This is a genomic window from Sphingomonas oligophenolica (genome assembly GCF_039522915.1).
GTDB classification, from domain to species: Bacteria; Pseudomonadota; Alphaproteobacteria; order Sphingomonadales; family Sphingomonadaceae; genus Sphingomonas; species Sphingomonas oligophenolica.
Genome location: NZ_BAAAEH010000010.1, coordinates 19,989 through 43,056 on the forward strand (window position 1 = coordinate 19,989; position 23,068 = coordinate 43,056).

The 23,068-nt window shown below is 65.7% G+C and carries 29 protein-coding genes; 15 read left to right on the forward strand and 14 right to left on the reverse strand.

Annotated elements, in window-relative coordinates:
- Genes ABD050_RS06875 through ABD050_RS06900 form a run of 6 tightly spaced genes read right to left on the reverse strand, consistent with a single transcriptional unit; the run spans position 1 to position 5,699 of the window.
- Entirely contained in the window at positions 1-903 is a 903-nt protein-coding gene (locus ABD050_RS06875; protein WP_343888514.1) for a ParB/RepB/Spo0J family partition protein, read from the reverse strand.
- The gene (locus tag ABD050_RS06880) at positions 900-1,679 is read right to left on the reverse strand and encodes a ParA family protein (RefSeq protein ID WP_343888515.1); all 780 of its coding nucleotides are present in this window, start codon (positions 1,677-1,679) and stop codon (positions 900-902) included. The genes ABD050_RS06875 and ABD050_RS06880 overlap by 4 nt, the downstream gene beginning before the upstream one ends.
- Entirely contained in the window at positions 1,676-2,290 is a 615-nt protein-coding gene (rsmG, locus tag ABD050_RS06885; protein WP_343888516.1) for a 16S rRNA (guanine(527)-N(7))-methyltransferase RsmG, read from the reverse strand. Before rsmG ends, ABD050_RS06880 begins: the two co-directional genes overlap by 4 nt.
- Complete coding sequence (gene mnmG / locus ABD050_RS06890) at positions 2,287-4,128, reverse strand: tRNA uridine-5-carboxymethylaminomethyl(34) synthesis enzyme MnmG (RefSeq protein WP_343888517.1); 1,842 nt, start codon at positions 4,126-4,128, stop codon at positions 2,287-2,289. Before mnmG ends, rsmG begins: the two co-directional genes overlap by 4 nt.
- Positions 4,129-4,185: 57 nt before the next feature.
- Positions 4,186-5,466 carry a tRNA uridine-5-carboxymethylaminomethyl(34) synthesis GTPase MnmE gene (gene mnmE, locus ABD050_RS06895; RefSeq protein WP_343888518.1) on the reverse strand — a complete coding sequence of 427 codons (1,281 nt, stop codon included), beginning with the start codon at positions 5,464-5,466 and terminating at the stop codon, positions 4,186-4,188.
- 5 nt (positions 5,467-5,471) lie between these two features.
- Positions 5,472-5,699 (reverse strand): DUF6489 family protein, encoded by a 228-nt coding sequence (locus ABD050_RS06900; RefSeq protein ID WP_343888519.1) that lies wholly within the window; start codon positions 5,697-5,699, stop codon positions 5,472-5,474.
- Between the two features lie 151 nt (positions 5,700-5,850).
- On the opposite strand from ABD050_RS06900, the gene ABD050_RS06905 reads away from it, so the two are divergent.
- Positions 5,851-6,552, forward strand: a complete 702-nt coding sequence (locus ABD050_RS06905; protein WP_343888520.1) for a dienelactone hydrolase family protein — start codon at positions 5,851-5,853, stop codon at positions 6,550-6,552.
- A 284-nt stretch (positions 6,553-6,836) separates the two neighbouring features.
- Here ABD050_RS06905 and ABD050_RS06910 read toward each other — a convergent pair whose 3' ends face one another.
- The 5 genes from ABD050_RS06910 to hemE all read right to left on the reverse strand — a co-directional run bounded on the left by ABD050_RS06910 (position 6,837) and on the right by hemE (position 10,791).
- Positions 6,837-7,481 (reverse strand): YjbE family putative metal transport protein, encoded by a 645-nt coding sequence (locus tag ABD050_RS06910; RefSeq protein ID WP_343888521.1) that lies wholly within the window; start codon positions 7,479-7,481, stop codon positions 6,837-6,839.
- The gene (locus ABD050_RS06915) at positions 7,478-7,768 is read right to left on the reverse strand and encodes an antibiotic biosynthesis monooxygenase family protein (RefSeq protein WP_343888522.1); all 291 of its coding nucleotides are present in this window, start codon (positions 7,766-7,768) and stop codon (positions 7,478-7,480) included. The genes ABD050_RS06910 and ABD050_RS06915 overlap by 4 nt, the downstream gene beginning before the upstream one ends.
- Before the next feature lie 117 nt (positions 7,769-7,885).
- Entirely contained in the window at positions 7,886-9,142 is a 1,257-nt protein-coding gene (rho, locus tag ABD050_RS06920; protein WP_343888523.1) for a transcription termination factor Rho, read from the reverse strand.
- Between the two features lie 159 nt (positions 9,143-9,301).
- A complete protein-coding gene (locus tag ABD050_RS06925; RefSeq protein WP_343888524.1) occupies positions 9,302-9,754 on the reverse strand; it encodes a CopD family protein in 453 nt (150 codons plus the stop codon).
- Entirely contained in the window at positions 9,751-10,791 is a 1,041-nt protein-coding gene (gene hemE, locus ABD050_RS06930; protein ID WP_343888688.1) for a uroporphyrinogen decarboxylase, read from the reverse strand. The genes ABD050_RS06925 and hemE overlap by 4 nt, the downstream gene beginning before the upstream one ends.
- A gap of 308 nt (positions 10,792-11,099) precedes the next feature.
- Here hemE and ABD050_RS06935 point away from each other — a divergent pair, with 308 nt between their 5' ends.
- From ABD050_RS06935 to ABD050_RS06985, 11 genes are all read left to right on the forward strand, one after another.
- Complete coding sequence (locus ABD050_RS06935) at positions 11,100-11,924, forward strand: pyruvate, water dikinase regulatory protein (protein WP_425542417.1); 825 nt, start codon at positions 11,100-11,102, stop codon at positions 11,922-11,924.
- Entirely contained in the window at positions 11,921-12,517 is a 597-nt protein-coding gene (locus tag ABD050_RS06940; protein ID WP_343888525.1) for a Maf family protein, read from the forward strand. The genes ABD050_RS06935 and ABD050_RS06940 overlap by 4 nt, the downstream gene beginning before the upstream one ends.
- Positions 12,514-13,326: a shikimate dehydrogenase family protein gene (locus tag ABD050_RS06945; protein WP_343888526.1), complete on the forward strand. Its 813-nt coding sequence runs from the start codon at positions 12,514-12,516 to the stop codon at positions 13,324-13,326. Before ABD050_RS06940 ends, ABD050_RS06945 begins: the two co-directional genes overlap by 4 nt.
- A gap of 7 nt (positions 13,327-13,333) precedes the next feature.
- Positions 13,334-13,918 carry a dephospho-CoA kinase gene (coaE, locus tag ABD050_RS06950; protein WP_343888527.1) on the forward strand — a complete coding sequence of 195 codons (585 nt, stop codon included), beginning with the start codon at positions 13,334-13,336 and terminating at the stop codon, positions 13,916-13,918.
- Positions 13,919-13,935: 17 nt separating this feature from the next.
- Positions 13,936-14,628, forward strand: coding sequence for a DNA polymerase III subunit epsilon (gene dnaQ, locus ABD050_RS06955; protein ID WP_343888528.1), 693 nt, complete (start codon positions 13,936-13,938; stop codon positions 14,626-14,628).
- 54 nt (positions 14,629-14,682) lie between these two features.
- Positions 14,683-15,264 (forward strand): ribosome hibernation-promoting factor, HPF/YfiA family, encoded by a 582-nt coding sequence (gene hpf, locus ABD050_RS06960; protein ID WP_343888529.1) that lies wholly within the window; start codon positions 14,683-14,685, stop codon positions 15,262-15,264.
- Positions 15,265-15,330: 66 nt separating this feature from the next.
- The gene (locus ABD050_RS06965; protein WP_343888530.1) at positions 15,331-15,798 is read left to right on the forward strand and encodes a PTS sugar transporter subunit IIA; all 468 of its coding nucleotides are present in this window, start codon (positions 15,331-15,333) and stop codon (positions 15,796-15,798) included.
- A complete protein-coding gene (locus ABD050_RS06970) occupies positions 15,785-16,270 on the forward strand; it encodes a PaaI family thioesterase (protein WP_343888531.1) in 486 nt (161 codons plus the stop codon). Before ABD050_RS06965 ends, ABD050_RS06970 begins: the two co-directional genes overlap by 14 nt.
- A gap of 24 nt (positions 16,271-16,294) precedes the next feature.
- Complete coding sequence (locus ABD050_RS06975; RefSeq protein WP_343888532.1) at positions 16,295-16,636, forward strand: DUF1491 family protein; 342 nt, start codon at positions 16,295-16,297, stop codon at positions 16,634-16,636.
- Between the two features lie 155 nt (positions 16,637-16,791).
- Complete coding sequence (locus ABD050_RS06980; RefSeq protein ID WP_343888533.1) at positions 16,792-17,445, forward strand: cell wall hydrolase; 654 nt, start codon at positions 16,792-16,794, stop codon at positions 17,443-17,445.
- A gap of 65 nt (positions 17,446-17,510) precedes the next feature.
- On the forward strand, positions 17,511-18,005 hold the full coding sequence (locus ABD050_RS06985) for an MmcB family DNA repair protein (protein WP_343888534.1): 495 nt from the start codon (positions 17,511-17,513) through the stop codon (positions 18,003-18,005).
- Here ABD050_RS06985 and ABD050_RS06990 read toward each other — a convergent pair.
- Positions 18,002-18,607: an ankyrin repeat domain-containing protein gene (locus tag ABD050_RS06990; protein WP_343888535.1), complete on the reverse strand. Its 606-nt coding sequence runs from the start codon at positions 18,605-18,607 to the stop codon at positions 18,002-18,004. The two genes, ABD050_RS06985 and ABD050_RS06990, sit on opposite strands and share 4 nt — an antisense overlap.
- A 78-nt stretch (positions 18,608-18,685) precedes the next feature.
- Between ABD050_RS06990 and ABD050_RS06995 the strand changes: the two genes are divergently transcribed.
- From ABD050_RS06995 to ABD050_RS07005, 3 genes are read left to right on the forward strand one after another with little or no spacing between them, the layout of a single operon-like run.
- Positions 18,686-19,303, forward strand: a complete 618-nt coding sequence (locus ABD050_RS06995) for an SCO family protein (RefSeq protein ID WP_343888536.1) — start codon at positions 18,686-18,688, stop codon at positions 19,301-19,303.
- Positions 19,300-19,734 carry a YcgN family cysteine cluster protein gene (locus ABD050_RS07000; RefSeq protein ID WP_425542418.1) on the forward strand — a complete coding sequence of 145 codons (435 nt, stop codon included), beginning with the start codon at positions 19,300-19,302 and terminating at the stop codon, positions 19,732-19,734. The genes ABD050_RS06995 and ABD050_RS07000 overlap by 4 nt, the downstream gene beginning before the upstream one ends.
- The gene (locus ABD050_RS07005; protein ID WP_343888538.1) at positions 19,731-20,405 is read left to right on the forward strand and encodes a M48 family metallopeptidase; all 675 of its coding nucleotides are present in this window, start codon (positions 19,731-19,733) and stop codon (positions 20,403-20,405) included. The genes ABD050_RS07000 and ABD050_RS07005 overlap by 4 nt, the downstream gene beginning before the upstream one ends.
- Here ABD050_RS07005 and ABD050_RS07010 read toward each other — a convergent pair.
- On the reverse strand, positions 20,381-22,540 hold the full coding sequence (locus tag ABD050_RS07010) for a transglycosylase domain-containing protein (RefSeq protein WP_343888539.1): 2,160 nt from the start codon (positions 22,538-22,540) through the stop codon (positions 20,381-20,383). The two genes, ABD050_RS07005 and ABD050_RS07010, sit on opposite strands and share 25 nt — an antisense overlap.
- Before the next feature lie 103 nt (positions 22,541-22,643).
- A complete protein-coding gene (msrB, locus tag ABD050_RS07015; protein WP_343888540.1) occupies positions 22,644-23,066 on the reverse strand; it encodes a peptide-methionine (R)-S-oxide reductase MsrB in 423 nt (140 codons plus the stop codon).
- Positions 23,067-23,068 lie beyond the last annotated feature (2 nt).

Here is a 23,068-nt window from a genome sequence, read left to right on the forward strand (position 1 = left end):
CTAGATTCGCTCGCCGGTCAGCCGCTGGCAGATCATGTCCAGCTGATCGAGCGTCGAATAAGCGAGGGTGAGCGAGCCACCCTTCGGACCATGCGCAATCCGCACCGACAGGCCGAGCAAATCGGCGAGATGATGTTCGAGCGCGGCAAGATCGGCATCGCGGCCGGCGTCGCCGCTGCGGATCCGCGCGGTCTCGGGCTTGGCGGCACGGGCGAGCCGCTCGGTATCGCGCACCGACATGCCCTTGGCGACGACCTGGTCGGCGAGCCGCTCGATATCGGGCGCGCCGATCAGCGCACGGGCATGGCCCATGGTCAGCACACCCTCGACCACCCGCTCCTGAACGGACTTGGGAAGCTCCAGCAATCTCAATAGGTTAGCAATGTGGCTGCGCGATTTATGGACTAGCTTGCCGAGCGCATCCTGGGTATGGCCGAAATCGTCGATCAGCCGGTTATAGGCCTCGGCCTCTTCGATCGCGTTGAGGTCCTGGCGCTGGATATTCTCGACCAGCGCGACCTCGAGCGTCTCGGCGTCGCTGAAATCGCGGACGATGACCGGCACTTCGTGGAGTCGCGCGCGCTGTGCCGCGCGCCAGCGCCGCTCGCCGGCGACGATCTGATAGCCCTTGCCGTGCGGGCGCACGACGATCGGCTGGATCAGCCCGCGTGCCGCGATCGATTCAGCGAGCTCTTCGAGTGCGGCTTCACTGAAATGGCGCCGCGGCTGGCCCGGATGCGGGGTCAGCGATCCGACCGGCAGGGTTCGCACCCCCGTGGACAGCGATTCGCCGCCGCCGACGGGTTCCTCGCGGGCGATATCGCCCATCAGTGCGTTCAGGCCGCGGCCTAGGCCCGAGCGGGGCTTGGGGCGGGGGTGATGGTCTGCGGTCGGGTCGGTCATGCTGCCTTGGCGGGTCTGTTGAGGCGAGGGATCAGTTCGCGGGCAAGTGCGATATAGGCTTCCGAGCCGGGACAGCGATAATCATAGATCAGCGCCGGCAGGCCGTGGCTTGGCGCCTCGGACAGGCGCACGTTGCGCGGAATGACGGTGTCGAACACCACCCGGCCGAGCACGGCGCGAACATCGGCCGAAACCTGGTCGGTCAGGCGGTTGCGCCGGTCATGCATGGTCAGCGCGACGCCGAGGATGGTGAGGCCCGGATTGAAGCGCTCGCGGATTCGCTCGACCGTGCTGAGCAGCTGGCTCAGGCCTTCGAGCGCGAAGAATTCGCATTGCAACGGCACCAGCAGCGAATTGGCGGCAACCATTGCGTTCAGCGTCAGCAGGCCAAGCGAGGGGGGGCAATCGATCAGCACCACGTCCCAGCGATGGTCGGATCGCTCGAGCGCTCGATTCAGCCGATGGGTGCGCTCCTCATAATCGACCAGTTCGATTTCGGCGCCGGACAGGTCCACGGTCGCCGGCACGATGTCGAGCTTGGGCACGCAGGTCGCGATTGCCGCCTCGGTGATCGGCATCTCGCCGAGCAGGATGTCGTAGCTCGATTTGCCCCGTTCCGCCCGGCTGATACCCAGCCCGGTCGAGGCGTTGCCCTGCGGGTCGAGGTCGATCAGCAACACGCGAAGGCCGGTCGCCGCCAGGGCGGTACCCAGATTGATGGCGGTGGTGGTTTTGCCGACCCCGCCTTTCTGGTTCGCAACCGCAATGACATTCATCGACGAGACACCCCTTTGGCGAGGACGATGAGCGAGTCAGGATCCGTGACGCTATGTTCCACGTGAAACACTCCATGCCATGTCTGCTGGGCACTGGCTATCTCTTCCCGCGCTCCCTGCCCTTTTGGCAGAATCCAGAGCGTCTTGCGACGGCTAGATTGCAGTGCTGACCCAAAAAGAATCGCAAGCGGTGACACGGCACGCGCCGAAATGACCGCGGCGCTCATCGAAACGCCTTCCACTTTTGCTGCAATTACAGTGACTTGATCGGCAATGCCGAGCGCTTTCGCTGCCTCTTCAAGAAATGCGGCGCGACGCCGCCTTGGCTCGACCAGGGTCACTTTCCGGTCGGTAAGCGCTGCAATGACAAGGCCTGGAAAGCCAGCGCCCGTCCCGATATCGAGCCAATCGCCTTGTGTCTCAGCGGCGAATCCGATGAGCTGGGCCGAGTCGACGATATGGCGCGACCACATCGCAGCCAGTGTCGACGGCGCCACGAGATTCTGTCGCGCCGCCTCCGCCGTCACCAGATCGGCCAGCTTTTCCATTCGCGCTTCGCCGGCTTCCCCGAAATGCTCGACGATCCAGCGGCGCGCTTCGTCCTCGGTCATGCCGCGCGCCGCCGGGCGTGAAGCAGGATGGCCGTCAGTGCCGCCGGGGTAATCCCGCGAATCCTGCCGGCAGCGCCCAGCGTGGCGGGGCGGGCGCGATCGAGCCGCTCGACCATTTCGGCCGACAGGCCGGGGATGGTGGCGTAATCGAGTGCGTCGGGCAGGCTCACGCCGTCATTGGAGCGCAGTTGCGCCACTTCCTCGTCCTGCCTGCGCAGATAGGGGGCGTAACGCGCATCCTCGGCGATCTCGGCGACCAGCGCCGGATCGAAGCGTTCGGCTATTCCAGGCGCGACATGGTCGATGCCGACGCCGGCAAAGCGCAGCCATTCGACTCCCGTCCGACGCTGTCCGTCGAGGGGCGCGCCTACGCCATTCCCCAGCAGCGTCGACGCCGGAACCGGCTGGGCGAGGATGGCGTCGATTTCCGCCCTTGCCGCAGCGCGCTGCTGCAGGCGCTCCCGCCTGGTCGTGCCGAGGCAGCCAAGCGCCTCGGCAATCGGCCCCAGCCGCGTCTCGGCATTGTCGGCGCGCAGCCGCAGGCGATATTCGGCGCGCGCGGTGAGCATCCGATAGGGCTCTGTGATGCCCTGCAGCACCAGATCGTCAATCATCACCCCGAGATAGCTGCTCGCCCGATCAAGCAGGATTGGCGCAGCGCCGAGCGCGGTCGCCGCCGCATTGAGCCCGGCGACCAGCCCCTGGCCGGCTGCTTCCTCATACCCCGTCGTCCCGTTGATCTGCCCACAGCAGAACAGCCCGCTGATCGCACGCACCTCGAGCGTCGGCGCGAGTGCGCGCGGATCGATATGATCATATTCGACTGCATAGCCCGGGGTGAGGATCCGGGCGCGCTCGAGACCCGGGATCGAGGCGATCAGGGCCGCCTGCACATCGGCCGGCAATGACGTCGAGATGCCATTGGGATAGATCGTCGAATCGTCGAGGCCCTCAGGCTCGAGGAAGATCTGGTGGCCGTCACGGTCGCCGAAACGGTGGATCTTGTCCTCGATCGACGGGCAATAGCGCGGACCGGCTCCGGCGATTGCCCCGCCGAACAGGGGAGAGCGATGGAGCGAGCCGCGGATGATGACATGCGTCTCTTCGGTCGTCCGGGTGATCGCACAGAAGAGCTGGGGCAGGGCTCGCTGCCGGGTGAGGGGGGACATTGTCCAGGGCTCGACATCGCTCGGCTGCTCGGCCAGCCCGCTCCAGTCAATCGTGCGGCCGTCGAGCCGGGGCGGGGTGCCTGTCTTCAACCGCGCCATCGGAAGATCGGCCTCGCGCAGCTGGGCCGCAAGCCGGGAAGCAGCCGCCTCGCCGATCCGGCCGCCGGCCAGGCGCTCCTCGCCGCAAAAGATGCGGCCGCCCAGAAAGGTGCCGGTGGCAAGCACCACCGCGCGCGCCGAAAAGGCGCGGCCATCGGCGAGGGTGACGCCCGCAACGCCGCCGTCAGCACCAAGCAACAGCGCCGCGACTTCACCAGAGACGATCTCGAGATTCGGCTGTGCGGCGATCATCGCCTGGATCGCGCTGGCATAAAGGCGCCGGTCGGCCTGCACGCGCGGGCCCTGCACTGCTGCCCCCTTGCTGCGGTTCAGCATGCGGTAGTGAATGCCGGCGGCATCGGCCGCCCGCGCGATCAGTCCATCAAACGCGTCGACCTCGCGCACGAGATGTCCCTTGCCGAGCCCCCCGATTGCCGGGTTGCACGACATCGCGCCGATCTTTGCCGGGTCGAAGCTGACCAGCGCCGTTCGCGCACCGCGCCGCGCCGCAGCGGCCGCGGCCTCGGTCCCGGCATGGCCGCCGCCGACAATGATGACATCATAGTCCATGCCCGCCCCGCTAGGTCCGCATCGCCCTACTGTCAAAACTGTTCCACGTGGAACGTTTCACTTGCCGAGGCAGAATCGCCTGAAAAGCGCGTCGAGCATCGCCTCGACGTCGCTGCGCCCAACCAGATGGTCGAGCGCTGCCATGGCCAGTCGAAGGTCCTCAGCCATCAGCAACATATCCTGCTGGGCCGCCGCTGACCGCGCCGCGACGGCGCAGGCCTCGACCAGCGAGCGCTGGCGCTGGTTCAAGGCAGTGGCGTCTTCGCGCGGCAATAGCTGGACGGCCCGTTCGCGCACCAGGCGCCACAGATCGGCGATACCCAGACCGCTCGCAGCTGAAATAGCGATCTCGGCACCGGGCGGGAGCCTCTCCCGGCCAGCAAGATCGGCGCGCGCATGCACCCTGATCGCTCCCGGGTTCGCGGGCGGCGCATCGCCAAGCCACAATAGGATATCGGCGCCCCGCATGGCGTCCTCGGCGCGCGCGATACCGATCAGCTCGATCGGATCGGCGGTTTCCGCCGCCAGCCCGGCGGTGTCGGTCAGGACATAGGCGATGCCATCGCGCACCACCGGCGCCTCAATCCTGTCGCGGGTCGTTCCCGAAATGGGCGAGACGATTGCCGCGTCGCGCTCGGCAAGCCTATTGAGCAAGGTCGATTTACCGCTATTGGGCGGGCCGGCGATCACCACGCGAAGGCCATCGCGCAATCGTTCGACCGGGGGGGCGGCGAGCACGGCCTCGATGTCACCGGCAAGCGCGAGCAAACCGTTGACGATCGGGGCGACCGCCTCGGTCGCGACATCATCCTCATCGGCAAAGTCGAGTTGCGCCTCGACCCGCGCCGCAAGCGCGAGCAACCGGTCAGTCCAGCCCTCGGCCAGCCTTCTGATCGCCCCCTCGGCCACCGCCAGCGCCGCCCGGCGCTGCGTCTCGGTCTCGGCGGCAAGCAGGTCGCCAAGCCCCTCGGCTTCGGTCAGGTCGATCCGGCCGTTCAACAGGGCGCGGCGGGTAAACTCTCCCGGCTCGGCCCGGCGCATCCCGGGCAGCGCGCCCAATGCCGCCTCGACCGCGCGAACCACCGCGCGCCCGCCATGGACATGCAACTCAACCACATCCTCGCCGGTCGCGGTGTCGGGCGCCGGGAAGAGCAGGACAAGCGCCCGGTCGAGGACCAGGCCTTGGGAATCGCGAAGCGCCCGAAGCGCCGCCCGGCGCGGCGGCGGCAGCGCGCCCGCAAGCTGCGTCGCCGCGGCAACGGCCTGGGCACCGCTGATCCGGACGATCGCGATCGCCGCAGGCGGAGCGCCGCTCGAAACGGCGAAGATCGTCTCCATCGGCTTTATTTTTTACCCGATGTCTCGAACATGTTCTTCCAGAAGCTCATCCCGGCATCGCCCATCGGCGCCCAGCTCTTCATGACGCTCTCGAGCATCTCGGGCGCGACCACGCCGTCCATCGCCCCCATCAGGCTCTGGACATATTTCTCATGGACTGGCGTGAAATCGGGCAGGCCCATGAAACGGCGTGCTTCCTCGGGCGTGCAATCGACTTCGACATTGATCTTCATGGCCGTTCTCCGCTTGAGCGGGCGATGGCCGCGCTGCATAAGCTTGTGCATGTATGCGCGCGACACCGCCCGGATCGCAACGCTGATCGGCGATGCCGAGTTCGGGCACGACAGGACGCCACCGCGAAACCGACAGCTGAGGGACTGAGATATGACCGGAATGATCTCGATCACGCCACTCGATGGCGCTGGCAGCTTCAATGCCTATTGCGCTGAGCCCGCCGGTAGACCGCATGGCGCGATCATCGTGATCCAGGAGATTTTCGGGGTTAACGCCGGCATCCAGCGCAAATGCGACCTGCTCGCCGAAGCCGGCTATCTCGCGATCGCGCCCGATCTGTTCTGGCGGCTCGAACCCGGCGTCGAGCTCGATCCCGATATCCCCGATCAGTTCAAGCGTGGGCTGGAGCTGATGGGCGGGTTCGACCAGGATGTCGGCGTCGCGGACATCGAGGCAACGATCCGCGCAGCTCGGGCCCGGCTTGGCGAAGGCGGCAAGGTCGGCGCTGTCGGCTATTGCCTTGGCGGCCGCCTGGCTTTCATGACCGCGACCCGGACTGACGTGAACGCAAGCGTCGGCTATTATGGCGTCGGCATTGATGGGCTTCTCGGCGAAAAGCACGCGATCGCGCATCCAGTGCTGCTCCACATCCCCGAAGAGGATCATTTCGTCGACAAGGCAGCGCAGCGGCGCATGCATGAGGGTCTCGACGACCATCCCAAGGTGACGCTCTACGACTATCCCGGGGTCGATCACGGCTTCGCGACTGAATTCGGCAAGCGCCGTTCCGAGGAATCGGCGCAGCTGGCGGACGAGCGGACGGCGGCGTTCTTCGCCGAGAATCTTCGCTAGAACGATTCAACCACGAGATCGGAAAGCCTATTTCGAAATCCGGTTTTACACCCAGCATCTCCGCTGGTTCGCTCTCCCTGTTAATCGCACAAGGCCTCCCTGTTATGCCGCTAATCCCTCCCTGTTCTTCAATAACAGGGAGAATTTGTTCCAAGACATTGTAAAACATCCATAAATTTCGGCGAATTCTCCAACGTAACAGGGAGAAATCGGCCCAAAAAAGATTCAATGCAGGAACAGGGAGGAACAGGGAGACGGCCCCCTGCCGCCGCGGCGCGGGTCGGCTAGTCGAATAGCTGGAAGATACCGACGTCATGGTCGATAATGCCGTGATAAATCATTGATCCAGCGACATAAAGTATGACCAACAGGCCGATATAGGCGATCCAGGGGAAGCGCCCGATCAGCCGCGCGATGTAATTGGCCGCAACCGCCATCAGCGTCACCGACAGCGCCAGGCCGAAGAACAGCACGGCGGGATGGTCGCGCGCGGCACCGGCAACGGCAAGGACATTGTCCAGGCTCATCGACAGGTCGGCGACCGCAACCGAGATCACTGCCTTGGTGAAGCTCTTCGGCTTCACCCCCTCGATTTCGGGGGTGTCGGGATCGTCGACCGGGGCAGGGGCGTGTGCCGGATGCAGCTCGCGATACAGTTTCCACGCCACCCAGAGCAGCAACAGCCCGCCGCCGAACAACAGGCCGACGACATGCAGCAACTGAGTCGCGATCAGCGCGAAGCCGACCAGGCAGACCAGCGCGATGATCACGCCATAGCCGAGCACCTGCTTGCGCTGCTTGGGCGGCAGCCCGGCCGCCAGCGTGCCGAGCACCATGACATTGTCGCCGGCGAGCATCAGGTCGATCATGATCACCTGACCGAGCGTCGCGAGCCCGGCGGCAGTGAACACATCGGCGAAGTTGATCACAGCGAGTCTCCGAAATAGCCGACCATTGGCATCGGGTCATAGAAGCGGTGAAGCAAGCCCTGCCATTGCGCGTAACGCTCGGAGGCGCGGAATCCGTCCCGGTGGCTCGCAATATCGTCCCACTCGACCATCAGGAGATAAAGGTCGGGGGCTTCGCACGCCTTGCGCACGGTAATCGAGCGGAAGCCGGGGGAGGCGGCGATCAGCGGGCGCGCCTCGGCCATGGCGGCTTCGAAGGCGGCGGATTCGCCGGGCTTGATCGAGAGGAGGGCGTGTTCGAGGATCATGGGGTGGTCCTATAACACCGGACGCGGGCAAAGCCCGCGTCGTCGGCCGGGACGTTGTCCCGCCGGCCGAACCGGAGCGAGTCCTGCGTTAGCTGAGCTAACGCAGGCCGCTCGCGGCTACTGATTCATCGAATCGAAGAAATCCTCGTTGGTCTTCGAATCCTTCATCTTGTCGAGCAGGAACTCCATCGCATCGATGGTGCCCATCTGCATGAGGATCCGGCGCAGCACCCACATCTTGGAGAGCTTGCCCTTGTCGACCAGCAGCTCTTCCTTGCGGGTGCCGGACTTGCCGACGTCGAGCGCCGGGAAGATGCGCTTATCGGCGACCTTGCGGTCGAGCACGATTTCCGAGTTACCCGTGCCCTTGAATTCCTCGAAGATCACCTCATCCATGCGGCTGCCGGTATCGATCAGCGCGGTCGCGATGATCGAGAGCGAACCGCCTTCCTCGATGTTGCGCGCCGCACCGAAGAAGCGCTTCGGCCGCTGCAGCGCGTTGGCGTCGACACCGCCGGTCAGCACCTTGCCGGACGAGGGCACCACGGTGTTGTAGGCGCGGCCGAGGCGGGTGATCGAATCGAGCAGGATCACGACATCCTTCTTGTGCTCGACGAGGCGCTTCGCCTTCTCGATCACCATCTCGGCGACCTGGACGTGGCGCGTCGCGGGTTCGTCGAAGGTCGAGGAAACCACCTCGCCCTTCACCGAACGCTGCATGTCGGTCACTTCCTCAGGTCGCTCGTCGATCAGCAGAACGATCAGGAACACCTCGGGGTGGTTGTCGGTGATTGCCTTGGCGATGTTCTGGAGCAGCACCGTCTTGCCGACGCGCGGCGGGGCGACGATCAGCGAGCGCTGGCCCTTGCCCTGCGGGCTGATGATGTCGATCACCCGCGCCGACTTGTCCTTGACGGTCGGATCCTGTGGATCGAGCGTCAGCTTCTCATCGGGGTAGAGCGGGGTGAGGTTGTCGAAATTGACCCGGTGTCGGACCGCATCGGGATCGTCGAAATTGACTGAGGTGAGGCGGGTCAGCGCGAAATAGCGCTCGCCGTCCTTGGGTCCGCGGATCTCGCCCTCGACCGTGTCGCCGGTGCGCAGGCCGAACTTCCTGACCTGGTTGGGCGACATATAGATGTCGTCGGGCCCGGCGAGATAGTTCGCCTCGGGGCTGCGCAGGAAGCCGAAGCCGTCGGGCAGCACCTCGATCGTGCCGAGCCCCATGATCTGCTCGCCATTCTCGGCCTGGACCTTGAGGATCGCGAACAGCAGGTCCTGCTTGCGCAGCGTCGACGCGCTCTCGATGCCGAGCTCCTCGGCCATCGCGACCAGCTCGGCCGGCTTGTTCTTCTTGAGGTCTTTCAGATGCATTTTGGGCGTCCGGGCATGGAATGATGCTGGGAAAGCGTCGGTCGGCGGAACACGCGACGATGCTGGAGGAGGATGCCACGGCACGGGTTGAGCCCGCGCGCTGCGACATCTTGCGACCTAGGTGCCACCCTCGATCAAGTCAAGGGAGAAGGGCGCGAATCAGAAGGGACGGACAATCACCAGCAGCACGATCAGCGTGACGAGCACCGCGGGCACTTCGTTGAGCATCCTGAGCTGCTTGCCCGTCAAGCTCGGCTTGCCGGTCGCCAATTTCTTCGCATAGCCGACTGCCCAGCCATGATAGGCGCTGAGGAGGAGGACGAAGAACAGCTTGGCATGAAGCCAGCCAAGCCCGCCCACGCCCGAAAACATGCCGGCATTGGCGGCAAGCATCAGGCCGAGCACCCAGACGAGGATCATCGAGGGCGTCAGGATGATGTGGCGGATCTTCGCCTCGCGCTCCACCCAGGCTTTCGCTTCGGCCGATCCGGGCACTGCCTCCTGGTGATAGACGAGGTAGCGCGGTAGCATGAACATGCCGGCCATCCAGAAGATCACGAAGATGACATGAGCCGCCTTGACCCAGGGGTATGCGTTTCCGAGGAAATTCATCGCGCTCTCCTGACATGCGCCAGCAGGCGCTCGACATGGGCAATCGGCGTATCGGGCAATATGCCATGGCCGAGATTGAAGATATGCGGCCGATCGGCGAACGCCTCGAGGATCCGCGTGGCCGCCGCGTCGAGCGAGTCGCCGCCTGCGATCAGCGCGAGCGGATCAAGATTGCCCTGCACCGGCATGTCAGCGGGCAGGCTGGCATGCGCCCAGGCCGGATCGACCGTCTCGTCGAGGCCGATCGCATCGGCGCCGGTCTCGCGAGCATAGGCCGGCAGCTTGCCGCCCGCCCCCTTGGGAAAGCCGATCACCGGTACGTCCGGATGCCTGTCATGAAGGGCGGCCACGATCCGCGCGGTCGGCGCGATGACCCAGCGCTCGAACTGCGCGGGCGAGAGGCTGCCCGACCAGCTGTCGAACAGCTGCACCGCCTCGACGCCTTCCTCGATCTGGCGTGAGAGATAGGTGATCGTGCTGTCGGCGATCGCGTCGATGATCTCGCCGAATGCCCTGGGGTCGGCATAAGCGAAGCGTCGCGTCTCCCCCTGGTCGCGGCTGCCATGGCCGGCGACCATATAGGTCGCGACCGTCCAGGGGCTGCCGGCAAAGCCGAGAAAGGTCGTTCCCGCCGGCAGCATTCCGGCAACGCGCGCGACAGTCGCATAGACCGGATCAAGCCGCTCAGGGGCCGGCTGGAGCCCCGTCAGCGCATGATCGACCAGCGCCGGGGTCAGTGCAGGCCCTTCGCCCGCGCCGAAGCTCAGCGCCTGTCCCAGCGCCCAGGGCACCATCAGGATGTCGGAGAACAGGATCGCCCCGTCGAAGCCGAAGCGCCTGATCGGCTGCATGGTGATCTCGGCTGCCGTCTCGCTGTCGGTGGCAAGGGCGAGGAAGCCGCCTTTCTCGGCCCGGAGCGTGCGATATTCCGGCAGATAGCGCCCGGCCTGGCGCATCAGCCAGATGGGCGCGATGGGCTGGCGGACACCCTTCAGCGTCGCGAGGAGGGGCTTGGAAGCGGGTAGAGACGTCGCGATCGGAAGAGTCCTTCTTCTGATAAGAGTAGAATCTAGAAAAGGATGGAGCAGGTGTTGGCGCGTTGGTTGCGGGGCTTATGCGTTCATCCCGAAAATGCCAACAGCTTGACGTTGCAGACCGTCCCGAGTCAGCCGAGTCGTTCGTGCTGTCCCCATTATCCACAGTCTGTGGGCTGAATCGGGGGCTGTGGACCGAATTGTGGGCAAGTCCCGGCTTTTCCACAGCCCGGGATCGCTTTGCGGAACCGAAAAGTTGCGCTAGCGATTTTCCGGATGTTCTCCACAGCCCCATCCCCAGCCGGCAGCTGATGCGGCTCCACCTCCATCTCCTGTCGGATTCGACCGGCGAGACGCTCGAGAACATCGCCAAGGCAGCACTTGCCCAATATGACGATGTGGAAACGATCCGCCATTTCTGGCCGATGGTGCGGACCGAGACTCATCTCGAACGTATCCTTCAGGAGATTGCGCAAAACCCCGGCCTGGTGCTGTTCACCCTCGTCAACAGCGTGACGCGGCGGACGCTTGAGACGCGGTGCCGCGCGCTCGGCCTGCCGGCGGTCGCGCCGCTCGATCCGGTGACCGGCGCCTTGTCCGGGCTGCTCGGCCAGCAGGCCAAGGCGCGCCCAGGCCGCCAGCATGTTCTCGATGCAGCCTATTTCGCCCGCGTCGATGCGATCCAGTTCACCATGGCGCATGATGACGGAATCGGCTGGGAGGACTGGGAAGAGGCCGATATCGTTCTCGCCGGGGTCTCGCGCTCCTCGAAGACGCCGACCTCGATCTATCTCGCCAATCGCGGCTACAAGACGGCCAATATCCCGATCGTGGTCGAAAGCCCGCCGCCTGCCGAGCTCTTCTCGCTCGTCCATCCGCTGGTGGTGGGGCTGACCACCAGCGCCGACCGGCTGATCCAGGTCCGGCGCAACCGGCTGCTGTCGCTCAATCAGGCGCCCGAGACCGATTATGTCGACCAGGAGGCGGTGACGCGTGAGGTCGCCTATGCCCGCCGGATGTTCGCCGACAATGACTGGCCGGTGATTGACGTCACGCGCCGCTCGATCGAGGAGACCGCGGCGGCGATTATCGCCCTGGTCAATGAGCGAGACGGCGAGGGAGCGGGCGGCGAATGAGATTGGTGCTCGCGTCGAAGAGCGCGTCGCGGCGCGCGATGCTGACGGCCGCCGGCGTCGTCTTCGAGTCGGCCTCCGCCAGCGTCGATGAGGAGGCGGCCAAGGCCGCGCTCCGCGCCGACGGCGTGGCGCCGCGAGACCTGGCCGATGCGCTCGCCGAGCTGAAGGCGCTCCGCGTTTCGCACCGCGATCCTGAAGCCCTGGTGCTCGGCAGCGACTCGGTCGTCGCGCTCGAGGATGGCTCGATGCTCGACAAGCCGGCTGATCGCGCCGAGGCGGCCGATCATCTCCGCCGCCTTTCGGGCAAGCGTCACGAACTGATCAGTGCGGCGGTGATGGCGATTGACGGCAAGCCGGTCTGGCGGGTCGTCGACCGCGCGAAGATGCACGTCCGACCACTCTCGGAAAACTTTATCGAGGCCTATCTCGATCTCGAATGGCCCGGGATATCGGGTTGTGTCGGCTGCTATCGGATCGAGGGGCCGGGCGCCCAGCTCTTCACCCGGATCGAGGGCAGCCAGTTCACCGTGCTGGGGCTGCCGCTGCTGCCGGTGCTCGATTATCTGCGCGTCAGGGGAATATTGGCGTCATGACGCACATGTATGCCGAGGTGATCGGCGATCCGATCAGCCATTCGAAATCGCCGTTGATTCACCGCTTCTGGATCAACGCGCTCGGCCTCGATGCGGATTATCGGGCGCACCATGTCACGCCCGAGGCTCTCGCCGCCTATTTCGCCGCGCGCCGCGATGATCCCGCCTGGCGCGGCTGCAACATCACGCTGCCCCACAAACAGGCAGCGCTCGACCTGGTCGAGGATCGCGGCGGGGTGCGCGCCACGATCGGGGCGATCAACCTCGCTTTCCGTGCCGAGGACGGCGCACTCATCGGCACCAACACCGATGCCGGCGGTTTCTACGCTCCGATCGCGGGCCTGCCGCTCGAAGGCGCGCCGATCGTCGTGATCGGCGCCGGGGGGGCGGCGAGGGCGGTATTGTTCGCCTTGTCGCGGATCGGCGTCGGTGACGTCACCATTCTCAACCGCAACGTGTTGAAGGCGGCGGCGTTGCTCTCGTCCTTCGGTCTCAAGGGCAAGGCGCTGCCGCTCGCTGCCCCGCTTCCGGCCGCGGCCCTGCTGGTCAACACCAGCGCGCTGGGCATGGTCGGCCAGCCGGCGTTGGACATCGATCTGTCGCCGCTCCCCGACGACGCGGTGGTCTATGACATCGTCTATGCGCCGCTCGAAACACCGCTGCTGAAGGCGGCGCGCGACCGTGATCTCGATACGGTCGACGGCCTCGACATGCTGATCGGCCAAGGCGCGCTCGCCTTCGAATTGCTGTTCGGCGCCGAGCCGCCGCGCGACCGCGACGACGCGTTGCGCGATCTGCTGCTGGCGTGACGAGGCAATGATCACCCTGGGCCTTACCGGATCGATCGGCATGGGCAAGTCGACGGTCGCTGCGATGTTCGAGGAACTCGGCGTGCCGGTGTTCGATGCCGACGCCGCGGTTCACCGGCTCCAGGGCGAGGGCGGCCGGCTGGTGGCGGCCATCGAGGAGATGTTCCCCGGCACCACCGGGCCGAAGGGCGTAGACCGGGCGCTGCTCGGCGCGGCGGTTCTCGGCGATCCGCAGGCGCTCAGGCGGCTCGAGGCGTTGGTCCATCCCGCGGTCGGCGTGGAGCGCGCTGCGTTCCTTGCGGCACATCCTGACGCGCCGCTTGTCGTCTTCGACGTGCCCTTGCTGTTCGAGACCGGTGGGGAATCCGGAGTCGACAAGGTGGCGGTGGTCTCCGCCCCGGCCGATGTCCAGCGTGCCCGGGTGCTCGCCCGGCCCGGCATGAGCGAGGCGCGGCTGGACGCCATCCTGGCGCGGCAGATGCCCGACGCCGAAAAGCGCGCCCGCGCCGATTTCATCATTTCGACCGGCGGCACGATGGCTGAAACCCGCGCCGAGGTTGCTGCGCTCGTGGCTTGCCTCACCGCCTCTTGATCCCGATATAGAGGGTCATGCGCGAGATCGTCTTCGATACCGAAACAACCGGTTTCAGCTTCGCCGACGGCGACCGGATGGTTGAAATCGGCTGTGTCGAGATGATCAACCGGGTCGAGACCGGCCGCACCTTCCACGCCTATTTTCATCCCGAACGCGCCATGCCGCCCGGTGCGCAGGCGATTCACGGGCTCAGCGACGCCTTCCTCGCCGACAAGCCCCTGTTCGCGCATGGCGTCGATGATCTGCTCGAGTTTCTCGGTGACAGCCCCCTCGTCGCGCATAATGCCAGCTTCGATTTCGGCTTCATCAATGGCGAGCTGGCCCGCTGCGGCCGCAGCACGATCGGTCTTCACCGGATGGTCGATACGATCGTCCTCGCCCGCACGCGGCATCCCGGCGCCAAGCACAGCCTCGATGCGCTCTGTACCCGCTACGGCATCGATCGCAGCCACCGCACGCTGCACGGCGCCCTGCTTGACGCTCAATTGCTCGCCCAGGTCTATGTCGAGCTGACGGGGGGGCGGCAGATCGGGCTCGGCCTCGTCAGTGAATCGATCGAAGTCCAGGCGAGCTTCGCGCCCGCGCCGACGCCCGCCACCATCCGCCCGGCGCGCGTCTTTTCAGCGAGCGAAGCGGAACTCCTGCGTCACGCTGCGTTTATGAAGAAGATCGTCAATCCGGTCTGGGCCATCGATTCGCCTGATTGACGTTAGTGCCGGGGCGGGCCTAGCTCCTAAATCCCCATTAAGTGGAGAATGCTCATGGAAATCCGGATATCGGGTCATCAGGTCGCTACCGGCGACGCGCTGAAAACCCATGTCGAGACTCGCCTCCAGGGGATTTCCGCCAAATATTTCGCCCGCGCCATTTCGGCCCATGTAACCTTCGGCAAGGGCCCGCACGATAACGGCTTCACCTGCGACATCATCGCGCATGTCATGCAGGGGCTCGTACTCAAGGGCAGCAATGACGGCATGGATGCGCACGGCGCATTCGACGGCGTCGCCGACAAGATCGAAAAGCAGCTGCGCCGCTACATGCGCCGCCTGAAGGACCGCAATGCCGGCCAGGTCAATGCAGCGGCCGAGAATGGCGCCTATGACAATGCCGGCTATACCGTGTTCCGCGAAACCGATGATGAAATTGCCGAGGATTTCCCGCCGATCATCGCCGAGACTCGAGTCGATGTGCCCGATGCCACCGTCTCTGACGCAGTGATGATGCTCGATCTGCGCCACACCAATGCGCTTCTGTTTCGCAATGTCGGTTCGGGGGCCTATAATATGGTCTATCGGCGGGGCGACGGGACGATCGGCTGGGTCGAGCCGCACCGCGCAGCCTGACGCTATCTTCCGCGTGCGATCGGCGTTATTGGCGCGCGCCGACGCGCGCCATCCCCAGGGAAGAACATGACCGATTTGAGCGATCTGCTGCTGCCGGAAACCGTGCTCGAACGGCTGGCGGCCGCCAACAAAAAGGCGTTGTTCCAGCAACTCGCGGTCGCGGCGTCGGCGGCCTATGGTCTCGACGCCGCCATCGTCGTCGAGCGGCTCGTTGCGCGCGAGAAGCTCGGATCGACGGGTTTCGGCGGTGGCGTCGCAACGCCGCATGCGAAGATTCCGGGTTTGAACCACGTCGTGGCGGTATTCGCCAAGCTGGCGCAGCCGATCGACTTCAACGCAGTCGACGATCTGCCGGTCGATATCGTCTTCATGCTGTTGTCGCCGGTCGATGCCGGCGCGGTGCATCTCAAGGCGCTCGCCCGTGTCTCGCGGCGCCTGCGCGAGCGCGGCTTTGTCGACAAGCTGCGCGGTGCGGCGTCGCGCGATGCGCTCTACGCGTTGCTGACCGCTGACGAAGCCCGTGACGCCGCCTGATCCGGCGTCGGCCGGACAGGCACCGGCGCAGGGCGAGGAAGCCCATTTCCGCGCGCTCGAATCGCTTTATGCCGCGGCACCGATCAACCGCCTGTTCGAATCGACGCTCGAGATCCCCGCGCCCGGTATCGCCCGAATTCATTTTACCATCGACGAACGCTATTTCCACGCCGGCGGCGCTGCCCATGGCACCAGCTATTTCAAGATGCTCGACGATGCCGCCTTTTATGCAGCGAACAGCCTGGTCACAGACCGTTTTCTGCTCACCACTGCGTTCAACCTGCTCTTCACCAAGCCGCTCAAGACCGGGCCTGTGATAGCGGAGGGTCGCTGGGTCAGCGGCCACAGACGGGTGTTCGTCGCCGAGGCCCGGCTGGTCGATGCCGAGGGCGAAGAGGCGGCCCGGGGGACAGGGACCTTCATGCGCAGCCGGATCGCGCTGTCCGGGCTGCCGGGGTACCGCCCGGCATGAGCGTCCGGAAATGAGTGCCAGGAGATGAGTGGGCGCCTGCCGAGCGGGGTGCTGGTGAGTGCCATGCTGCGGCGGGTGAACGATGCCGGCGGGCTGGGCACCGTGCTCGCCAGGGGGGATGCCCAGGCCGGGGCCATTCTCGTTATCACACGGGAAAAGGGAATTAATCCAAGCGCGTGGGAGCGGGGGATAGGTCCAGACGGAAACAGTGCGTTGCTGCAAGTCGGCCCACAAACAACTGATAATGAAGCAGAAATCGCTGATTACTGGCAACGCAGGCGCGCCCGCGACCCGGATTTGTGGGTCATAGAGCTGGATATCGCGCAGGCGAAACGATTCGCCGCAGAAACGATAGCGGAGGGTTGACTTGTTGCGTCGCACAACGAAAGGCAGCCGGATTGTCACGCGCGTTGCGCCGTGCCGGGTGCGATCCGGCTAGGTTACGCAGTCGGGGGGACGTCCAGCTGATCGCCTTTTGATGTGATCAGGTCTGCACACCAACCGCATATTTCGAAGTATTAATGACGTTTTTCACTCGCGCCGCAGCCATAGCGGCGATGACGTTCGGCATTACTGGCCTCATCGGCGCCAGCACACCGGGCTTTGCATTCGAACTCGACAAGACGGTAAACGTGCCGTCCGCCCTTTCTGTTCCGCAGCCGACCCCGACCCCCGCGGTCGCCGCGACGCCGGCTCCGGTCGACACCGCCCAGCCGGCCACCCAGGCTGACGGCAAGGATCAGGCTCCCACCCCAACCCTCGAATATGCCAGCCTTTCCGAGGCGGTCGCCGCGCAGGAGACCGACAAGCTCGATGACGATGATCTCGCCTGCATGGCCGGCGCGGTCTATTTCGAGGCCAAGGGCGAACCCTTGGCCGGCCAGCTCGCGGTCGCCGACGTGATCATCAACCGCACCAAATCGGGCCGCTTCCCGACCTCGATCTGCTCGGTGGTGAAGCAGCCCGGCCAGTTCTCGTTCGTGCGCCACGGCCGCATCCCGAGCATTGCCAACAGCGCCGCCTATCGCACCGCCGTGGCGGTCGCCCGCGTGGCGCTGGCCGATGCGTGGGACAGCCCGGCCGCAAATGCGATGTATTTCCACGCCCGCCGCGTCTCGCCGGCATGGCGGATGCAGAAGGTCGCCTCGATCGGCAACCACGTCTTCTATCGTTGAAGCGTGACGGGCAGGCCTGACCTGCCCGGAATTGACCTGTTCGCGAAATGTTCTAGATCGGGAGGATGCTGACGCGTCCTCCCGATTCCTGTGTCGACGGCCCGGAGTCGGCGCTTTGCGCGGCCGATGTCGCGCGCGGCACCGTCCGGATGCTGCTTCGTCATGATCTCGTCGCGATGGCCGAGGTGCCGCTCGATGGCGGGCGCCGCGCTGACCTGATGGCGCTCGATTCGCGCGGCAACATCGTCATCGTCGAGATCAAGGTGTCGCGCGCCGATCTGCTCGGCGACGGCAAATGGACTGATTATCTCGGCTGCTGCGATCGTTTCTACTGGGCGATCCCGGCCGGTTTCGATGCGCGTCCGCTCGATGGCGAGGCGTTCCTGCCGGCGCGCACCGGGGTGATCATCGCTGATCGCTATGATGCGGCGATCGTCCGCGAGGCGCATACCGAGCCGCTCGCAGCGGCGGCGCGCAAGCGCAATACGCTTGCCTTTGCCCGGCGCGCCGGGCGGCGGCTGATCGGCCTGATCGATCCCGACGCCGGCGCCTTGCTCTAGAATTTCGGGCCGGAAATGGCGCGCCGCGGCTTTTTCGGGGTATCGGCGAACAGCTTTGCCATCGCCGGCGACCGCGCGTCGTCAAGTGCATAGTCGCGCGCTGACTTGCCCGCGAGCAGATCGGGCTGGTCTGCATCGGCCCCGGCGGCCAGCAGCACCCGCACTGTCGCCAGGTCGCGATTCTGGACGGCGCGGATCAGCGGCGTCTCTCCGCTCGAATTGCCCAGGTTCGCATTGGCGCCCTGCTGTATCAGCACGCTGATCATTTCGGTCTCGCCCGAGGTCGCTGCCAGCAACAGTGGCGTGGTGCCCCTGTCGTCCTTCAGATTGGGGTCGGCGCCCTTGGCGAGCAGGAACCGCACATAGGTCATGTCGCCGCGCTTGACGACGATGTGGAGCGCCGTCTCGCCGGTCTTGTAGTCCCGGGTGTTGATGATGGTGGTGCCGGGCTTGTTGAGGAACTGCATCACGTCCTCGCCCTTGGCGTCGCGGATGGCCTGCAGGAATTTGTAGCTGTCCGAGCCTCCGATCTGCGCCGAGGCGGGAGCGGCAAAGCCGAGCAGCGCCGCCGCGAGCGCGGTGCCGAATATGCGTGCGAACATCTGGTGACTGGTTCCCTGGTTCGTGATGTGTCGTCGAACTTGCGTGGGCAAGCGTAACAGATCATGGCTGGCGGCGCCATGAACGAAACCCGCGCGCGCCGCACGCTTCCGATCCGCGCCCTCTCCGTCATGATCGGGGCAGCGCTTCTCGTCACCGCCTGTACGGGCCCGGCCCCGACCGCAAAGGCGCCGCTCCAGGGCGCGAAGATCGGCGGCCCTTTCGCGTTGACGGATCAGAACGGCCATCCCGTCACTGATCGGAATTTCGCCGGAAAATACCGGATCATGTATTTCGGCTACACCTTCTGCCCTGATGTCTGCCCGGTCGACGTCCAGAATATCGGCGCGGGGCTGCGCATCCTGGAGAAGAGCGATCCGCAGGTCGCCGCGAAGATCGTGCCGATCTTCATCTCGGTCGATCCGGCGCGCGATACGCCGGCGGTGCTCAAGGCGTTCGTCGGCGCCTTCCATCCCCGCATGGTCGGGCTCACCGGAAGCCCGGCGGCGATCGATGCGGTCGCGAAGGAATATGCGATCTATTATCACAAGCAGGACGCGGCGCCCGGCGGCGGCTATATGGTCGATCACAGCCGGGTCGCTTATCTGATGGATCCTGAAGGCAAGCCGCTCGCCCTGCTGCCCCAGGATCAATCGGGCGAGGCGATCGCCGCCGAGGCGAGGCGATGGGTCAAATGAGCGACCGTTTCTGGGAAACCACGCCGATCGAGGCGCTCGACCGCGGCCAGTGGGAGGCGCTGTGCGACGGCTGCGGCAAATGCTGCGTCCACAAGCTCGAGGACGAGGATACCGGCGAGCTGATGGCGACCAACGTCTCGTGCCGCCTGCTCGATCGGGCGACGGCGCAATGTTCCGATTACAAGCATCGCCATGCCTATGTCAGCGAATGCGTCCGGCTCAGCCGTGACAATGTCCGCGAGATAGACTGGCTGCCCACGACCTGCGCCTATCGCCTGCGCGCCGCCGGTGAAACGCTGCCGCGCTGGCATTATCTGGTGTGCGGTGATCGCGACGCCGTCCACCGCGCCGGGGAATCGGTGCGCGGCTGGACGATCTCCGAGGACGACGCCGGCGATCTCGAGCATCATCTGGTCGATCGGGAGTTATGAACGCGCCCGTCGAGGTCGTGCGCAATGCCCGGGCGCGTCGCGCCAGGCTGTCGGTCGATCCGGCGAGCGGGCGGGTCAGGCTCACCCTGCCGCCGCGCGCGCCGGTCAAGGCGGCCTTGCGCTGGGCAGAGGGTCAACAGGCCTGGATCGCTGCCCAGCAGGCGCGGTTGCCCCGGCCCAGGCCGTTCGTCCCGGGCGGTATCGTCCCGTTCGGCGACGGCGTCTTGACGATCGACTGGTGCGAGACTGCCTCCCGGCGGATCGAGCTGGACGGCGACAGCCTGCGCTGCGGCGGCCCGCGCGACAGCCTGGCGCGGCGAATCGAATCCTGGCTCAGGCGCGAGGCCTTGCGGGTGCTGAGCGCGGAGACGGCTGAATTCGCAGCCCGCGCCGGCGTCGGCGTGACCAGGGTCGCGATCGGCGATCCGCGTACGCGCTGGGGAAGCTGCACCTCGAGCGGCGCGGTTCGTTATAGCTGGCGGCTGATCCTCGCGCCGGTGTTCGTGCGCCGCGCGACCGTCGCCCATGAGGTCGCGCACCGGGTGCACATGAATCACGGCCCCGATTTCCACGCGCTGGTCGAGAGCCTCGATGAAAGCGACCCCGACCGGTCCCGCGCCTGGCTCCGGGCCAATGGCGCGGCGCTTCACTGGGTCGGGCGCGAATCCTGAAAGCGGTCGGCCGGCCGCTCGGGCGGCGGTGCTGCTGCGGGGCGGTCGCGCTGCGGTGAGCGCCCGGGCGCCGGCTGGTTTCGCGGGGTATCGCGGCCGAGAACGCGGTCCATCCAGTCCTGGTCGAGCTTTTCCGGTTTCGCCACACGCCCGTCGCCCGCCGGCGGCAGCGGATTGCCGTCGCCATCGACCTGAGCGCCCTCATCCCCCTGGTCGGTCGGCGGCTGGGCGCTCTGGTCGATCGGATTGCCATTCTCGTCGACGAACCCGCCATTGTCGGGCTGGCCGAATTCCTGGTCGGGCTCGAGCTGGAATTCGGGGAGCGTGACCTGGGTTTCGAACGGCTCGATCGGCCGGTTCGCGGTGGCGGGCTTCATGAACGCGGCAAAGGCGCGGGCAGGCGCGGTGCCGCCGTGCAGGCCCGGAATCGGCTTGGCATCGTCACGGCCCATCCACACGCCGGTCGTCAGCCCGCTCGAAAAGCCGAGGAACCAGCCGTCCTTGTTCGACGAGGTGGTGCCCGTCTTACCGGCCACCGGCCGGCCGATCTGCGCTGCCTTGCCGGTGCCGGTATTGACGGCGGTCTGGAGCAGGTCGGTCATCTGGGCGGCGACATAGGGCGCGACCAGCACATGGCTGCGATCGACCTGCATTTCGTAGATCGTGTCGCCGTTGGCGGTGACCTTGGTGATGCCATAGGGGGTCACCGCAACGCCCTTGTTGCCGACGCTGGCAAAGGCTCGCGTCATGTCGATCAGATGGACATCGGAGGTGCCGAGCACCATCGACGGATAGGTGTTGATCGGCGTGGTGATGCCGAATCGTCGCGCCATGTCGGCGACGGTGCCGAAGCCGACCTGCTGGCCGAGCTTGGCCGCGACCGTGTTGACTGAATAGGCAAAGGCGGTGCGCAGCGTCATCGTCCCCGAATTGTGCCGGGAATCATTGTGCGGGGTCCAGCCGTTGATCGTGATCGGCTCGTCGACTTCGGTATCTTCGGGTTTGCGGCCTGCCTCGAGCGCGGCGAGATAGACGAACAGCTTGAACGACGAGCCCGGCTGGCGTGCCGCCTTGGTCGCGCGGTTATAGTTCGACGTCACATAATCAGTCCCGCCGACCATCGCCCGCACCGCGCCGTCGCGATCGATGCTGACCAGCGCGCCCTGAGCGCCGGCGGGAGCGTTGGCGCGGATCGCCGCGTCGGCCGCGCGCTGCATGTTGAGGTCGAGCGTCGTCCACACTTCGAGCGGGCGGCTCGATTCGTCGATCAGCGTGTCGAGCTGGGGCAGCGCCCAGTCAGTGAAATAGCGAACGCTGTTCTGCTTGGGCTCGGGGGCGAGGGCGACGCGCTTGAGATCGGCGCTGGCGGCCTGAGCCGGCGTGATTTTGCCGGTCTCGACCATCAGCTGGATGACGACGCCGGCGCGGCCGACCGCCGCGTCGGCATCGGCGGTGGGCGAATAATGCGAGGGCGCCTTGACCAGCCCGGCGATCACCGCCGCTTCGGAAAGAGTCAGATGGTCGGCGCCATGGCCGAAGAATTTGCGGCTCGCTGCGTCGATGCCATAGGCGCCGCCGCCGAAATAGACCTTGTTGAGATAGAGCTCGAGGATCTGGTCCTTGGAGAATTTGCGCTCCATCGCCAGCGCAATCAGCGCCTCGCGGCTCTTGCGGCCGAGATCATATTTGTTCGACAGGAAGATCGTCCGCGCGACCTGCTGGGTGATGGTCGATGCGCCCTGGAAGCGCTTCTCGTTGCCATGATTGGCGACAGCGAGCTTCACCGCGCGCATCATGCCGATCGGATCGACGCCGATATGCGAGCGGAAGCGGCGATCCTCGACCGCGACCATCGCGTCGCGCATCACCGCCGGGATCCTGTCATAGGGCAGCCACTCGCCATAGCTCGGCCCGATCGACACGATCACGGTGCCGTCGGCGGCGTGGACGCGGATCATCTGGCCATTGGGCGAGGATTTGAGCTCGTCGAAGCTCGGCAGCTGCGCCTTCTGGATATAGACGGCGACGATCAGCCCGATCAGCCCGAGGACGAACAGCACGCCGATGCCGCGCAGCGCCAGGGTCAGCCGGCGGCGCCAGGTCGGGCGTAAGGATGGCAGGGAGCGGCGGGCCATAGGGCTGGTGCGGGATAAGCCTTAACGGTTAAGCAGACAAGACGTCTGCTTCATGGGCTTTTGGTGCAGAAGTGATGGACAGGAAGTGAACCGAGGTTCGCCTTCAGGCCGCCGCCTCGCCCTGCGCCTCGACGCTGCGTGCCCGGAAGTCGAGGCTGAGCGAGTTCATGCAGTAGCGCAGACCCGTCGGTGGCGGGCCGTCGGGGAAGACATGGCCGAGATGACCGTCGCACCGTGCGCACCGTGCTTCGGTGCGGGTCATGCCGTGGCTGACATCGCTATGCTCGGTCACGCGGTCGGGCGCGATCGGCTGGGTGAAGCTCGGCCAGCCCGAACCCGAATCATATTTGTCGGCGCTGTCGAACAGCGGATTCGCGCAGCCGGCGCAGCGATAGATGCCGTCTGCCTTGTTGTTGTTGTAACGCCCTGAAAAGGCGGGCTCGGTCCCGGCTTCACGCAGCACATGATATTGCTCGGGGGAGAGCTTCTTGCGCCATTCGGCTTCGGAAAGGGTGAGATGGTCCATGT